We start from the raw sequence: 15,694 nt of genomic DNA on the forward strand, positions 1-15,694 counted from the left end.
ACACGTATGACAAACTACCATCTTACATCATATAAAAAACATGGCGGACTCATTACAGGCATGCTGGCAGTAATATTATGTCTGCTCATTTCCTGTTCTAAAAACAATGAACTGTCCGGTCCACCGGTGATCACCAAAGTAACACTACTGGATTCCGCCCTGCAGGATAGTGCCTTTACCAAAGCATTACCAGGCACCCTGATCCTGATCACCGGTCAAAACCTGGGTGGCGTAGTCAGTATCACTTTCAACGGCATGAGTGCATACGCAAATCCTACCTATAATACCAATACACACATCATTCTCAGTATTCCGGGCAATGCTCCCACAGAGGCCACCGACCCGAAAGTACCTAACCAGATAAAAGTTACCACTACGCATGGTGAAGCCGCTTTCGCTTTTGTGTTAGATATACCACCACCTTCTATCACGTCTATCTCCAATGAAAATGCGCTGGCCGGTGATTCACTGATCATATATGGCTCCAGCCTGTTCCTGATAGATAAGATCACGCTTCCGGGGGGAAGAGAAATTACTTCGTTTGTAGCTGATGCCAGTGGCACAAGAGTAGGACTTATCATGCCCAACCTGGGCACTGATACCGGCAGGCTGGTGATACAAGCCAAATACGGCAAGGCACTGTCTGACGGACCGCTGAATGATCATGCCAGCGGTGATGTTATCAGCAATTTAACCAACGATGGAGAAACCGGTGAAACGCCTGTATTCAACTGGGCCTGGTGGGGAGCCAACAGAACCAGCGATGCCACTCTTTTTCCCGGCACCAGGGGCGCATACCTACAGAATATCTTCGGTGGGGTAGGCGCTAATGACGGCGGATGGTGGAATGGTAATCGCTCCGGCAACTTCAATGATGTAGCCATGTTTTCAGCAGATGTGCTGACAAAAGAGGCATCGCAGTACGCCCTGAAATTTGAAATCAATACCAAAGAACCATGGACCGCAGGCATCAACGTGCTTCGCTTCAATGATAAATATTGCTTTCGCTATCAGCCCTGGTTAATGGCTACCAACAAATCGTTCGATACCAATAACAAATGGCAGACCGTTACTGTTAAACTATCAGACTTTAAGCTCACTGCCGATGGCATCGAAGGCACCGGCGCCAATGCCGCTGTTATGGGCGACCTGCTGAAAGCGGATGCGAAAGTAACATTCGGCTACCGCATCATTACAGAGGCTGCAGGTGTAGAAGTATACAATACTGCTTATGATAATTTCAGAATCATTAAAATAAAATAATTCTTAAGTAGGTCAATTCAGCCGGGCATCCATCGTGTGATGCCCGGTATTTCAACGACCGAACAATCTGATCAGATGAAAAAAGCAAATGATATGGTATGGATATGCCTGTTGCTCTTCGCCCTCGGCGCATGTGGTAAAAAGTCTTCCACCCCAACAGGCGATGGTAATAAACCTGACACCACCATTACGGTAGTTACGCCACCAGACCCCGCCACCGCCGCAACAGAAGGATTTTTTAAAGATGCCTGGACCGCAAAAAAGTTTACGACGCCCCCATTTAACGAGACGGCTACACCTACAGATGCGAATACTACCGTTACGGTAGACGCCTCAACGATTATTACGAAAATTTCACCCGCACTGTTTGGCAACAACAGTAATTTATATATGACGCAGATGGTGACAGAACCTACATTAATGGGACATATCACCAAATTACATCCCGGCATTATCCGTTTTCCGGGTGGCAATCTGAGTAGTATTTATTTCTGGAATGGTACACCGGGTAATCCGCCGACAGACGCTCCTGTCAACATTCCCGACATGAATGGCACGATGGCAAATGCAGGCTATTGGTATGGCCGCAATAACGATAGCTGGACATTGTCGCTCGACAACTACTACCGGATGCTGCAACAAACCAACAACGAAGGCATCATTACGCTGAACTATGGATATGCCAGGTATGGTAACAGCAACAACCCCGTAGCTGCCGCCGCACATCTTGCAGCCGATTGGGTACGTTACGATAATGGTCGTACCAAATATTGGGAAATAGGCAACGAAAGCAACGGCACCTGGCAGGCAGGCTATCGCATTGATCTGTCACAAAACAAAGACGGACAACCACTGCTGATCACGGGGGAGCTGTATGGTCGCCATGCAAAAGTATTTATCGACTCCCTGCGTAAAGCAGCCACGGAAATTGGTAAAACTATTTTCATTGGTGTACAACTCCTGGAGCAGGAACCGGCGTCATGGGCTACGGCTACCGACAAAAGCTGGAACAGTGGCGTATTACAGCAGACCGGCAACGCGGCCGACTTCTATATTGTTCACAGCTATTATACCCCCTTCAATACCAACTCCACGCCTTCTGAAATACTGGCCACCGCCAGCACAGTCACTAAAATAATTTACAATCACGTAAACGCTTCCGTACAGGCAGCCGGCGTATCACAAAAACCTGTTGCACTAACCGAATGGAATATTTTCGCTACCGGATCCAAACAAATGGTATCACAGGTAGCCGGTATACACGCAGTGCTGGTATTGGAGGAACTGATGAAAAATAAATTCGGGATGGCCAGCCGCTGGGATCTTGCCAATGCCTGGGATAATGGAAATGACCACGGGCTTTTTAGTGACGGCGCCGCCGCTTCCGGCGAACAACGCTGGGAACCAAGACCTGCATTCTATTACCTGTATTTCCTCCAAAAGACATTGGGCGACAGAGCCATCAATGCGGCATCTACAGATACCAATGTCATCTCTTATGCTTCTACCTTCAGTTCCGGAGAAATATCTGCCGTGCTGGTGAATAAAGGCAACCTCCCAAAAAATGTACAGCTGAAATTTAAAAACTTCAATGCAGGCAGCAGATACTACTGGTACACGCTCTCCGGCGGTGAAGGTGTTAGCGGATTTGGCCGCAAGGTATTGGTAAACGACAACGGGCCCGCCGGTACCGCTGGTGGTCCTCCAAATTATGATGCCGTAAAAGCCAATGCGGCCGGTACGCAGGGAGGTATTAAAGTAGCTTTGCCTCCTATGTCGGTAGTATATGTTGTGATTGATAAAAAATAATCGTCGTTTATGAAAAGCTGGACAGAGAGCATTATTCAACAATGGAAAATAGAAAGCATTAAACTGAACAAAGGTGCACTGATAGAAATGATCATGGAGACAGAAAATGCATTGGGCTTTAGATTTCCCGGAGATTTTATGGAATTGTATCTACAAGTGGATGGATTTGCTGATGTGGAAGTACGTGGCAGCATGTTCTCCATATGGCCTATTCACAGGATATTGGCATCTTACCGCAAAAATGGAAACAAGAATTTCATCGGCTTCTCTGACGCTGCTATAAACGGTTATACTATCGGCTTTCTGAAAAATCAAACCGGCATATTCAAAGATACAGATCAGCAAAACCCCATAGCGTTATCGTTTAAAGAAGGGATACTGCTGATTAATAAAGATTCTCAATTGTTGTATTGATATTATTCAACCTCACTATTTATCCCAACCTGATTTTTTCGATTATCTTGCCATCGAAAAATAAGATTTGTTATGCCCATTCATTATTTAACCGGAGACGCTACCGTACCTGTTGGTGACGGAAAAAAAATTATCGCACATGTATGCAATGATATCGGTGCATGGGGAAAAGGCTTTGTATTACCTGTTTCAAAAAAATGGCCTTCTGCTAAAAAACAATACTTAGCATCCTTTGAAGCAGATCTCAAACCAGTCTTAGGAGACATTCAAATTGTTGCAGTAGAGGAAAACCTATGGATTATAAATATGATCGGGCAACATAAAATTACGACCCGTCATACTACAGATGTGCTGCCTCCCGTGCGCTATGAAGCCATCCAAACCGCCTTATATAAAGTAGCTGCCTTTGCTGCAAAAGAGCACGCAACAGCACATATGCCCAGGATTGGGTGCGGCCTCGCGGGCGGCACCTGGGATAAAATAGAACCGTTGATACTGGAAGCCATTGAAGGCAGGGGGACATCAGTCTATGTGTACGATTTACCGGTGTGAGTAAGTCACCAAAACTCCGACTAGAATACCACAGACTCATTTCTATTAATAATATATTGGTTTATGCGATGATTAGACTGCTTATTCACCGCAAAACATGCGGCGAATAGCGAAATTATTCACCGCATTTTAATAACAATTCTATTTATAACATTAATTATCAAACGATTATATCCATTTTACTCAAAAAATGAGCTTTTCCTGTTTCACCGCATCCATCCATTTTTTCCTGATGCCTAAAAGTCCAATAAAATAAACCATCCAACCAAATTCAACACCTCATAATAGTGTATCACAACACTATCATTCCTTTCAAAAATCAAAACAAGCTGGTTGCCCTTTATCCAGATTATCACAAAAAATGCACAACAAAAAATACCTGAAAAAATCTCCATTCCGACAGTTTTCTGTAATTTAACATATGCGCTTACTAACCCTTGGTATTCTCTCCATGTTGATTTCCGCTACCTCCCTGGCTCAAACAGCCACTCCGGAGATACTCGGCCACCTTGCCACTGATAAAATCAGGGAAGCCTCCGGTATTGCTTCCAGCATACCTTTAAAAGGCTGCTACTGGACGCATAACGACAGCGGCAATAAACCGGAAGTATATCTTCTCAACAACAAAGGGACACTCATCTCTACTATTAAACTGGATGGTGTCAGTAACCGCGATTGGGAAGATATTGCGGAAGGCATTGGACCGGTCAAAGGGAAGTCGTATGTATATGTAGGCGATATCGGCGATAATAGCGGCGTCCGGAAACATATCCGCATCTACCGTTTCCCTGAGCCGGAAAAATTACCTGCAGAAGACGAAACCATCACGCCCGATGTGCTGACGCTCAAATTCCCTAATGGCGCACGTGATGCAGAGTCGCTGATGATTGATCCCATCAGTAAACAAATTTATATCGTCAGTAAAAGAGAAAAAGAAGTGAGCCTGTATAAAACAAAACAACTTTTCTTCAAAGACGGCGATAAAGTAGTGCTGGAAAAACTCATCAGGTTGCCTTATTCCTGGGTTACTTCCGGAGATATTTCAAAAGACGGCCACCATATAGTTATCAAAACTTTAAGCACCATTTATTACTGGCATCGCAACAGCAATGAAAGTGTAGAAGAAGCCATGGCAAAACCCGCCAAAGAACTGCCCTATGTAGCAGAAAAGCAGGGAGAAGGCGTCACCATTACACCTGGTAATGACGGCTATGTAACCATCAGCGAAGGTAAAAATGCACCCATCTATTTTTACAAATGGAAATTTTAATAAGCTTTTAGCCATTAGCTTTTAGCTTTTAGTAAATGCAGCGAAGATCAATAAATGTTGGTACTCGCTGCATTTACTAAAAGCTAAAAGCTAATGGCTAAAAGCTAAACCGCTATTGCTGCTATCGCATTTCAGTAACAACTCCTATACTTGTATAGTGCGAGCAGCCATCATGATCTGCTGCTAACCCAAAAAAATATATACACCCTCAAAACAGGTAAGTCCTTCATCGGAAATACCTGCATAAAACCATTTTGCTATGCCAACGTTTAACAGGTTCCACCATCTTTATGCGCGTGGGATGCCACTCCAACACTTCATCTCAGACAATTAGGTTACCACAACATGCTCACCTCAGAAATCATTTATTCAACAACCTCATTCGCTCATGCAAAAGAAAGCTATCATCATTGGCGCTGGCCCTGCCGGGCTGACTGCTGCCTATGAATTACTACAGCGCACCAGTATCCTACCTGTAGTGCTGGAAAAAAGTACCGACATCGGCGGCATTTCCAAAACAGTCAACTACAAAGGTAACCGCATCGATATTGGAGGACACCGGTTCTTCTCCAAATCCGATCGCGTAATGGACTGGTGGATGAACATGATGCCGCTGGATAAAGAAGCCGCGGAAATATTTTCTATCAGCTACCAATCAAAAACCAGAGAAGTAAAAGCTCCCCGCAATAACAGCAACAACACCGATACCCTGATAGCCCCTAACCCGGACCTGATTATGCTGGTGAGACAACGCCTTTCGCGTATTTATTTCCTCAAAAGATTCTTTACCTATCCCATCCAACTATCCATTGACACCCTGCGTAAACTGGGATTTACCACTACTGTCAGCATCATGTTCTCTTACCTGTGGGCACAGATTTTTCCAAGAAAAAATGAAAAATCCCTGGAAGATTTTATGATTAACCGTTTCGGTAAAACCCTGTATCACCTCTTCTTTAAAGACTATACCGAAAAAGTATGGGGCATTTCCTGTAGCTCCATTTCTGCAGAATGGGGCGCACAACGAATCAAAGGTATTTCCATCGGCAAAGCAATTTCACATGCCGTAAAATCAGCCGTAGCCGCCGGCAAACCCAAAGACCTCAAACAAAAAAATGTTGAAACCAGCCTGATTGAACAATTCCTCTATCCCAAACATGGCCCGGGTCAGCTTTGGGAAGAAGTAGCACATCAGGTCATCAACAAAGGCGGCACTGTACTCATGCAGCACGACGTGAAAAAGATCCACTCATCCGGCAACCAGATCACCGCTATTGATGTATTAGACCGCACAACCGGCGAAGTGGTCACATTGGAAGGGGATTATTTCTTTTCTACCATGCCCATCAAAGAACTGGTGGCCGACATGGAAACCGATGTACCTGCCAATGTCAGAGAAATTGCGGCAGGACTGCATTATCGTGACTTCATCACCATCGGTATCTTACTAAAAAATCTCAGCTTTGAAGATAAAAAAACAGGCCAGTATAAACCACTGGAACTGAAAGATACCTGGATCTATATACAGGAAAAAGATGTGAAAGTAGGACGCCTCCAACTCTTTAATAACTGGAGCCCCTATATGGTAAAAGACCCGGATACTACCTGGGTTGGGATGGAATACTTCTGTAATAAAGGAGATGATTTCTGGGAACTGTCCGATGAAGAAATCCGCCAGACTGCCATCACAGAACTCTGCAAAATAGGCCTGGCACAACAGGCAGATGTACTGGACGCCACCGTACTCAGAATGGAAAAAACATACCCGGCATACTGGGGCACCTACGAACGTTTTGAGGAACTAAAAACTTATATTGATTCTTTCGAAAACCTGTTCCTCGTGGGCCGCAACGGCATGCACAAATACAATAACTCCGATCACTCTATGCTCACGGCCATGGTGGCGGTAGACAATATCTCAAATGGTATTGTTACCAAATCCAATATCTGGTCTATCAACACAGAGCAGGAATATCATGAGGAAAAAAAATAACCCATTAATTCATTTGGAAATTTTGTTTTGAAAGACGGACTTCAAAACAAAATTTCCAAATAAAAAATCAATTTACCGCTGCTCGTTAAACACCCCAAACTCCGCTATCGCAGGTGTTTCAGAAAATTCATCAATCAGGATCCTCACCTTATTTCCCCATACCCGCGGGAAACGATGAATCTTCACCCGGCCTGCATCATCACTTTCTGATGGCAATGGCTTCCACACACCATTTTCATTATACTCCAAACGATATTTTTTAATCCGCGCTTTATCTTCCACAATCGTCACCATATTAAAACCCTGCGCTTTATTCAGTTCCACTTCAAACCAGGGCTGCTTTACACTGCGGTTGGATTGCCATGTAGTCCTGAAATTATCATCATTCGCAAAATCCATGATGTTCATATCTGTACTCCAACTGGAATTGGCCGCCTGAAATTTGGCCATATTGGAAGATATAATGGGCGCTGCATATGCAGGTAAAGCGCTCACCGCCCCTGCATTCTTCCACTGCTGACCAATCTTTTTCAACGCTGCCAATGCGTTATTGTCTATCAATCCATCACGGTTAGGCGCCACGTTTAAAATGAAATTACACCAGGCTTTGTTGAAAGGAACAATGTTATCATTCACCAGCTTATCCGCATCTTTCACCGGCGTGGTGGGGAAATCCGCTTTCCAGAACCAGGCTGTATTGATAGGCAGACAGGATAATGCGGGCAGCTTATTATTATCAGTAGAAATATGCTGACCAGCTCCCTGCTCATATGATTTGATGTCGGTATAAAACAAGGCTTCTGCAGGATATTTGGCCGCATTCAGGTCCATCACCAGGCAGTTGGGCTGCAGGCGTTTAATTAAACCGTATATTTCCTCAAAAGGAACATCATCGTAGGAAATCCTTGACCACGGTGCATCCCAGCCATCTATCACCAACGCGGTAATGTCACCGTAATTGGTCAGCAACTCCGTCAGCTGGGCCTTGATCATTTCGATGTCCGCTTTGGTAATCTGACCCGGGCGGATTTTATGATGCGTATCCAGGATGGAGTAATACAGCATTACTTTCAACCCCTGCGCACGGAATGCCTGGGTATATTCTTTCACCACATCTCTTTTAAGCGGACTATTCATCACATTGTAAGGAGTGGTTTTAGTGTTCCAGATGGCAAAACCGCTGTGATGCTTGGTCGTTAAACATCCGTACGACATGTTCGCTGATTTGGCTGCTGCCGCCCACTGATGGCAATCCAGCTTCTTCGGATTAAAAATAGCGGGAGATGCCTCCGGGTCTGCCCAGTCATCGTCCATGAAAGTAGGGATGTTAAAGTGAATGAACATCCCGAAACGCAGGTCTACAAACTGCTGCTGCAACTGATGCAGGGATTTGTTCTGCTGCGCCTGCACCATACCTGTTACTAACAACAGCCACGCGGCCAATACGCTGATAATCTGATTCTTTTTCACAAGCTAATGAGTTGAAAATATAAACAATAAGAAATTACTTCCATTCCGGCTGCTGTTGCAGCTTGCGTGCCTGATCCAGGATACTTTGCGGCACCGGCCATACATAAAATTTGTCTGTTGAAAAATGCCTGTCTTCCAGCTTGGTCTTTGGATACTTATTGGTTTTGCCACCGGTAGCAGGAATATCGGTCAACCCGGCGCTGGCATCCAGGGTATAAACAGGCCCATTTAACGCCTGTTGCCCAATTCTCCACCGGAGGATATCAAAATAGCGATGCCCCTCTCCTGCGAGCTCTATACGCCGTTCATGACGAATGAAGGTACGCAGCGTTTCTTTAGACATGGTCCAGCCATTCAATGCGAACGTAGTAGCCACATCCGGCATCTTGGCACGACTCCTGATTTCATTCAGCGCACTGCTGATATCGGCAGATGGCCCCCCTGCTTCATTAGCGGCTTCTGCATATGTCAGTAATACTTCTGCATAACGCAGGATCTTCCAGTCATTTCCGCCATTATCTCTGGCTTCCAGATCCGTTTTATCAAACATTTTCTTAAAGGCATAACCGGTATAGGTGGCCTTATCACCGCCTATTTTATCAATGGGATTATTGATAGGATCGTATACTTTGTCATTTGCCAGGGTACTGCCGGGATAATATATCGTGGCGTTTAAGCGCGGATCACGGTTCTTCCAGGGCGCATGTACATCATAGGCCGGATCTTTTGTAAACGGATAATAACCGGCCGCACTTTCATAATCGTCCACCAGGGAAGGCAATGGATCCAGGTACAGGGTGCCTCCTGAAACGGAGTTGATGCCGAGAATATCACGCAGGCCGTTGGCGCGTAGTTCCTTTACATGGATATAACTGATGATGCTTTCCGCCGAGTAATCACCTTCCTGCTGAAAACTGTTATAATAATCAGGATACAGCGAATATACTTTGCTATCTATCACTTGTTTGGCAGCCGCCGCAGCAGCAGCGTAATCGCCGTTGTACAAGAGCACGCGCGCTTTCAATCCCCAGGCAGCCCCTTGTGTAAACCGGCCTTTATCTTCACCGGTGTAAGACGCTGGTAAATCAGCGGCGGCTTCATCCAGCCATTTAATGACTTGTGTCAGCACCAACACTTTCTTATCCTGTGGCACATCTGATGCGGCAGGCGTAGCAAATACCTTGGTCACCAACGGCACATCTCTGAACAGCATGGTCATCATAAAGTAGCGGTAAGCCAGTGATACTTTTACTTCGGCCTTCAGTCGTTTCTTTAACGTTTCATTCATGTCCGGCACCGCATCCACATGATCCAGGAACTCGAGGCAATGCCGCACCTGTCCATATTGCCATTCATCACCCAGGTAATCGGTAGTAGCCACAAAAGTGCTGTTGCCTATCAGCTGGGCATTGCGCAGGGTATTACCCCAGGAAGCAGTTTTAGAAAAAGCGTTGTCACTCATCCCTTCATAGCACACAAAAAAGTCGGCCGACGGCAGGAATTCGTATATCCGTGATGCAAACTTTACAGCATCCTGTTCTGTTGTCCAGTAAGTATCGTCAGAGTACTGATCTAACGGTGATTTGTCGAGAAACTTTTTACAGGCAGATAAAGCTGTTAAAGTACACAGTATGGTGATAATTGATAGTCGTTTCATGTGTTTGTTTTTACAGGTGATGGCGTACTCAGAATTTCAGATTCAGTCCCAGGGTATACGTCTTCATTTGTGGGAAGTTCACGCCTGACTGCCAGTTGTCGATTTCCGGATCAAAGTTTTTCGGGAAACTTTTTGATTTAAGCGTCAGCACATTTTCCATCATGAAATAAAAACGGAGCTGACTGATCTTTGTACGTTGCAGCACATTTTTCGCCACGTTATATCCTAACTGCAGATTTTTCAAACGCACATATTTGGAATCATATAACCACCAGTCAGAGAAGTCGTAGTTCACACTCAAATCCTGTCGCATCAGCGGGTAGCGGGCGTTTTTGTTATCCGGTCTCCAGGAATCCATCAGGTCAGTAGTGAAGGAACCACCGTAGTTAAAAGGACTTACAGCATATCCCGTGAGATAGGTTTTGTTTTTCAACACTCCCTGAAACAACATGGTCAGGTCAAACTGCTTCCAGGAGAAATTAGCATTTACACCAAACATCATATGTGGATCTGCATCACCCAGTATCACGCGATCTTCCGGTGTAATTTTTCCGTCACCATTGGTATCCTGGTATTTAATATCTCCTGCTTTGTTCTGTGGTTTGTATACCGGCGAGTTCTTCACCTCATCATCCGACTGGTACAGGCCCAGCGCTTTGTAGCCATACCAGGTCCAGCGAGCCTGTCCTACCATCACCGGATTTTCCTGTAACACATCCGGCGTGCCACCCAGGTCCAGTATTTTGTTGCGGGTATCGTAGAAGTTAACCATTACACCATACTTCAACTCATTATCACGGTTCTGATAACCGGCAGACACTTCCCAGCCCCAGTTACTCATACGACCCAGGTTCATCACCGGTGCCTCCCGGCCAAAGGTAGAAGGCACGCTGGGTGTTAATAAAATACCGGTTGTTTTCTCTTTAAACACATCCGCGGTAAATGTTAGCTTCTCATTAAAAAATCCTGCATCCACACCAATATTCCCCGTTACTTTTTCCTCCCAGGTAAGATCCGGATTGGCGGTATTGTTATAGTAGGTAGTGGTTTGCGCCTTATCATTAAAATAAGTAGCACCGGTACCGATAATGCTCGCCCAGGAATAAATACCTCGTGTATCCGTTCCCGTTGCATTCTGGTTACCTACTTTTCCATAAGATCCTCGTAACTTCAGATTACTGATCGTACCGGAAGATTTCAGGAAATCTTCTTCAGAAATTCTCCATCCGGCAGAAAGAGAAGGAAAGAAACCCCAACGGTTATTTTTAAAACGGGAAGATCCATCATAGCGACCGTTTACTTCCAGCAGGTAGCGGTCTTTAAAGCTATATGACAACCGTCCGAACATCGACTGAATGGCCCATTCGTAAGCACCGCCGCCGGTAGACCACTGGTCTTTTTTTATGCTGCCGCCATTGATTACATGAATATCGTTGTTCAGAAAATCCTGGCGACCCAGTGAATAAGAATCATATTTCATGCTTTCCTGGCTGTAACCTAACAAGGCTTTAAAGTCGTGCTGCTTTACCTGCAAACCATAATTCAATGTACCGATAAATGTCTGGTTGATGGCGGTGTTATAGTCGTCATTCAGGGAGTTGGGCGACTGCTGCGTAGTTACCAGGTTTTCATTATCATCGTACAACTTATACGTAGCTCTGAATATTTTGTGTTTGATATCGCGGCTGTTGCAGGAGTACTGTCCTTTCACCGATAAGTTTTTGGTGATGCCGTAGTCCAGGGTCATGTTGGTGTTAAAGTAGTTGTCTTTATAGTTTTCAAACCCACCATGATTGATAATCGCTACCGGCTGAGATCCGCCACGATAGCTCCTATCACGTCCCTGTGGTGTATATGCCCATTCTGTTGGGTTCAGGATATAGGCCCAATGCATAGCGGTAGTATAAATGCCTGCACCTGCAAAACTTTTAGGCGCATTCATATATACTGTGTTGATACCGAACTTCAGGTTATCGAGGATCTGTGTATTAATGTTGATGCGGGAAGTAAAGCGTTCATTCATGACGCCCTGTACCAGTCCTTCCTGTTTCAGGTAGCCTAATGATACAAAGTAATCTGTATTTTTTGTTCCTCCGGAGACACCTACATTATGTTGCATCTGCAATGCATTCTGTTTGAAGATGGCTTTGATCCAGTCCGTACTGGGCAGTTCGCCGCTGGCATACTTTTGAATATTGGCTTCGGAAAAACGCACAGTAGCATCCGGGTTATCATTCAGTTGTGATTCATTCCATTTGCGCATAAACGATACCGCGTCTACCAATTTAGGCAGATAGGTAGGTTGCTGTATGCCTGCATACGCATCGTAGGATAAAGAAGGTTTGGCATTCAGCCGGCCTTTACGGGTAGTCACGAGTATCACCCCGCCGGAGGCGCGTGCCCCATATATAGCGGTGGCAGAAGCATCTTTCAGGACGCTGATGTTATCAATGTCCTGCGGATTGATCGTTTCCAGTTGTCCGGCTACGCCATCAATCAATACCAGCACCGGGTTATTGGATAAGGTGCTGATACCACGGATACTTAGTTTATTGTTGTTGGTACCGGGCATGCCATCTGTTTGCTGTATAAACAAACCGGGCACTTGTCCCTGCAGGGCGTTGACTACGTTGGGTACTGGTCTTTCTGCTACAGTAGCACCTTTCACGCTGGATACGGCACTGGTAAGACTCGTCTTTTTCTGAGAGCCATACCCTACCACAATGATTTCACCCAATTTTCTGGTGTCTTCTGTGAGTACAATCCGTAGTTCCGTATCCTTTCCTGTGGCTATTTCCTGGGTATTATACCCCATGAAAGAAACTACCAGGATCGCATTTTCGGGAATCCCTTTCAGGTAGTATTCTCCCTGATCATTGGTAACAGCAGCTACGGATGCATTTTTTACGTGGATAGAAACCCCTGGCAGCGGCTCATTCTTTTCATTGACCACCTTACCTTTCACGTCTTTAAACAGCAGCATGGACGCTGAATCCAGGAGCATACTGGTCATCAGATCGTTGCTTCGCCGGATGATGACTTTATCATCTGCAATAAAATATTCCAGGGCAAAAGGAGCGAGCAATTCTTTCAGGATGTTGCCCACTTTCTGGTGATGCGCCCTGATCGTGACCACGCTGTTAAAGATTTCTTTGTTGACCGCGTAGCTGAAAGAGAGGTTGGCAGACGCGCCTATTTCATCCAGGGCATCATGCAACACCCCTCCTTCCACTTTCAGGGTAATCCTTTTTTCAAGGAGCTGGGCTTCGGTATGATTGGCCAGCAGTGATAGTGCGGTGCTACATACAACGACTACAATACACAATGACATTTTCATTAGCATGCCTATTACAGGTACACATTTTTTCATACTTTTACGTAGATTAAGGTTGAGTAAATACTAGCTGCCATCGGTTACCAGGCCAGTGTGGCATACTAGCGTTAGGACTTAACTTTTCAGCCTCCCTCCGGGGAGGTTTTTCTTAAGTGGGATGCGCTTCTTTTAACATGGGAAGTCAGTTTATTTCATAAGTGGTCAGCATTCACCGGATTTCCGGATAATGTATTTTGTACCATTCTTTTCCAATGTGGCATTCAACGTCAGACACAACTGCTGCAATGCCTTCTCCAAAGTGCCGTGTGTATTGAATTCTCCGAAATAAAAACAGTTGGACGTATTACCTGCTATCTCAATTGTGACGTTATAATAATAACCCAACTGGGTAGTTACCTCCGCTAAACTGGCCCTGTCATATTTCAAAATACCTTCCCGTCTGTTCAACAGTTCCGCGGTAGATACATTTTCTTCTTTCGTAATTAACCCGGTAGCCTTGCTGAATACGGCTCTTTGTTGTGGCGCTACCTGCACTGCTGTCGCGGCGCCTGCGGCTACAGCTACTTTACCCGTTAATACCGTTACCGCTACATCTGGTTGTGCTTCAAAAGCCTGTATATTAAAAGAGGTACCTAACACACGCGTAGCCACCTTATCGCTATGGATAATAAAGGGTTGTTGGGGAGAATTAGCCACTTCAAAGAAAGCCTCTCCGGTGAGCACCACTTCCCTGCTGCCTTTAAAAAAGGTATCTGCATATTGCAGGGAGGAGGCAGGGCTCAGCCACACCGTAGTACCATCGGGCAATTGCATTTTCTGATGCTCCCCGGCTTTGGTCACAAATAGTTTGGAGGACATGGTATGAACAGGTGGCCGGATTCCTGCACGATACCACCAGCCGCCACCGAGTGCCAGCAGCAATAGCACCGCTGCAGCGATTTTCAGCCACGGGATACGTTTTACCGGAGTAGCCACCGGCGTGGCACTTCTGATAGCCAGTAACAATTGCTGCTCCATTTCAGCTTCCAGCAAGGCTTTGGCTCCCAACTGCGATTCATCCCAGTCGGCAGCTGATTGGAAACTATGGTAGTAATTCATCAACGACCGTATTTCGGTGTCGCTGGCCGATCCATCCATCCATTTATCTATCAGTGAAAAAAATTCCTGCCTGTCCATTATGGGTATTTTATATCTAGTGACAAAAAAGAAGGCATACCCCCAAAGCGGATAAAAATATTTTTGGACGGGCTTATTTATGCAGGAGAAAAAGCACTACAATAGCGTAGTTCAGCGCAGTACGCAACTTACGGAGAGCAATATGGATCTGGTTTTCCACCGTTTTAACGGATACATTCAGTTGCGTGGCTATCTCTTTATAAGAAAGATGTTGTTCCCGGCTCATACGGAAAATGACCCGGCATTTTTCCGGGAGGGTGTCAATAAGGGTATTCAGCAAAACCTGTAATTCCTTCACCGCCAGTTCACTTTCCGGTGAAGCGGTTTCCATTCTCTCCAGCATATGATCAAACAATTCTTCCCGCACGGGGTTTTGGCGGATATAGCGGAATACTTTGTAACGGATGCTGGCAGATAAATATACTTTAAGAGAGCCAGTGAGCTGGATGCGGTCAGCTTTTTGCCAGACCTCTGTAAACAGCTCCTGTACCAGGTCTTTACAGGCTTCCCTGTCTTTCAGGACCTGGTAGGCAGATAAAAACAGTGGTTGCCAATGCCGCTTGTATAACAACGTCAATGCCTGTTCGTCATTTTTTTGCAGCAACAACAGCAACTCTTCATCTGTTAGCCCCTCGTTGGCCGGCATGGCTGATATTAATTTTTAAGATGATGGTGGAATACGGGGGTAAATATATAGTTTAAATTACTATCGCTCTGCTAAAAAAGATAAATGGCAAAAGGGGAAAGTCTCCCTAC

At 45.3% G+C, this 15,694-nt stretch carries 11 protein-coding genes; 6 read left to right on the forward strand and 5 right to left on the reverse strand.

The annotated features are described in order from the left end of the window. Nucleotides 1-6 precede the first annotated feature (6 nt). The 6 genes from AB4Z08_RS03995 (at nt 7) to AB4Z08_RS04020 (ending at nt 7,301) form a co-directional block, all read left to right on the forward strand. Nucleotides 7-1,263, forward strand: coding sequence for a glycan-binding surface protein (locus AB4Z08_RS03995; RefSeq protein ID WP_441572479.1), 1,257 nt, complete (start codon nt 7-9; stop codon nt 1,261-1,263). Nucleotides 1,264-1,338: 75 nt separating this feature from the next. Continuing rightward, nucleotides 1,339-3,072, forward strand: coding sequence for an alpha-L-arabinofuranosidase (locus AB4Z08_RS04000; protein WP_441572480.1), 1,734 nt, complete (start codon nt 1,339-1,341; stop codon nt 3,070-3,072). A gap of 9 nt (nt 3,073-3,081) precedes the next feature. Then, entirely contained in the window at nt 3,082-3,486 is a 405-nt protein-coding gene (locus AB4Z08_RS04005; RefSeq protein WP_441572481.1) for an SMI1/KNR4 family protein, read from the forward strand. Nucleotides 3,487-3,558: 72 nt separating this feature from the next. Beyond that, on the forward strand, nt 3,559-4,038 hold the full coding sequence (locus AB4Z08_RS04010) for a hypothetical protein (protein ID WP_441572482.1): 480 nt from the start codon (nt 3,559-3,561) through the stop codon (nt 4,036-4,038). 421 nt (nt 4,039-4,459) lie between these two features. Beyond that, on the forward strand, nt 4,460-5,308 hold the full coding sequence (locus AB4Z08_RS04015; RefSeq protein ID WP_441572483.1) for a hypothetical protein: 849 nt from the start codon (nt 4,460-4,462) through the stop codon (nt 5,306-5,308). Between the two features lie 388 nt (nt 5,309-5,696). Beyond that, nucleotides 5,697-7,301 (forward strand): NAD(P)/FAD-dependent oxidoreductase, encoded by a 1,605-nt coding sequence (locus tag AB4Z08_RS04020; RefSeq protein WP_441572484.1) that lies wholly within the window; start codon nt 5,697-5,699, stop codon nt 7,299-7,301. Between the two features lie 72 nt (nt 7,302-7,373). Here AB4Z08_RS04020 and AB4Z08_RS04025 read toward each other — a convergent pair whose 3' ends face one another. From AB4Z08_RS04025 to AB4Z08_RS04045, 5 genes are all read right to left on the reverse strand, one after another. After that, entirely contained in the window at nt 7,374-8,771 is a 1,398-nt protein-coding gene (locus tag AB4Z08_RS04025) for an alpha-L-fucosidase (protein WP_441572485.1), read from the reverse strand. A 34-nt stretch (nt 8,772-8,805) separates the two neighbouring features. After that, complete coding sequence (locus AB4Z08_RS04030) at nt 8,806-10,428, reverse strand: RagB/SusD family nutrient uptake outer membrane protein (protein WP_441572486.1); 1,623 nt, start codon at nt 10,426-10,428, stop codon at nt 8,806-8,808. A 28-nt stretch (nt 10,429-10,456) separates the two neighbouring features. After that, complete coding sequence (locus AB4Z08_RS04035) at nt 10,457-13,765, reverse strand: SusC/RagA family TonB-linked outer membrane protein (RefSeq protein WP_441572487.1); 3,309 nt, start codon at nt 13,763-13,765, stop codon at nt 10,457-10,459. Between the two features lie 198 nt (nt 13,766-13,963). Then, complete coding sequence (locus tag AB4Z08_RS04040; protein WP_441572488.1) at nt 13,964-14,938, reverse strand: FecR family protein; 975 nt, start codon at nt 14,936-14,938, stop codon at nt 13,964-13,966. 73 nt (nt 14,939-15,011) lie between these two features. Continuing rightward, a complete protein-coding gene (locus AB4Z08_RS04045; RefSeq protein ID WP_441572489.1) occupies nt 15,012-15,584 on the reverse strand; it encodes an RNA polymerase sigma-70 factor in 573 nt (190 codons plus the stop codon). Nucleotides 15,585-15,694 lie beyond the last annotated feature (110 nt).

Source organism: Chitinophaga sp. RAB17 (assembly GCF_052114225.1).
Taxonomy (GTDB): domain Bacteria; phylum Bacteroidota; class Bacteroidia; order Chitinophagales; family Chitinophagaceae; genus Chitinophaga.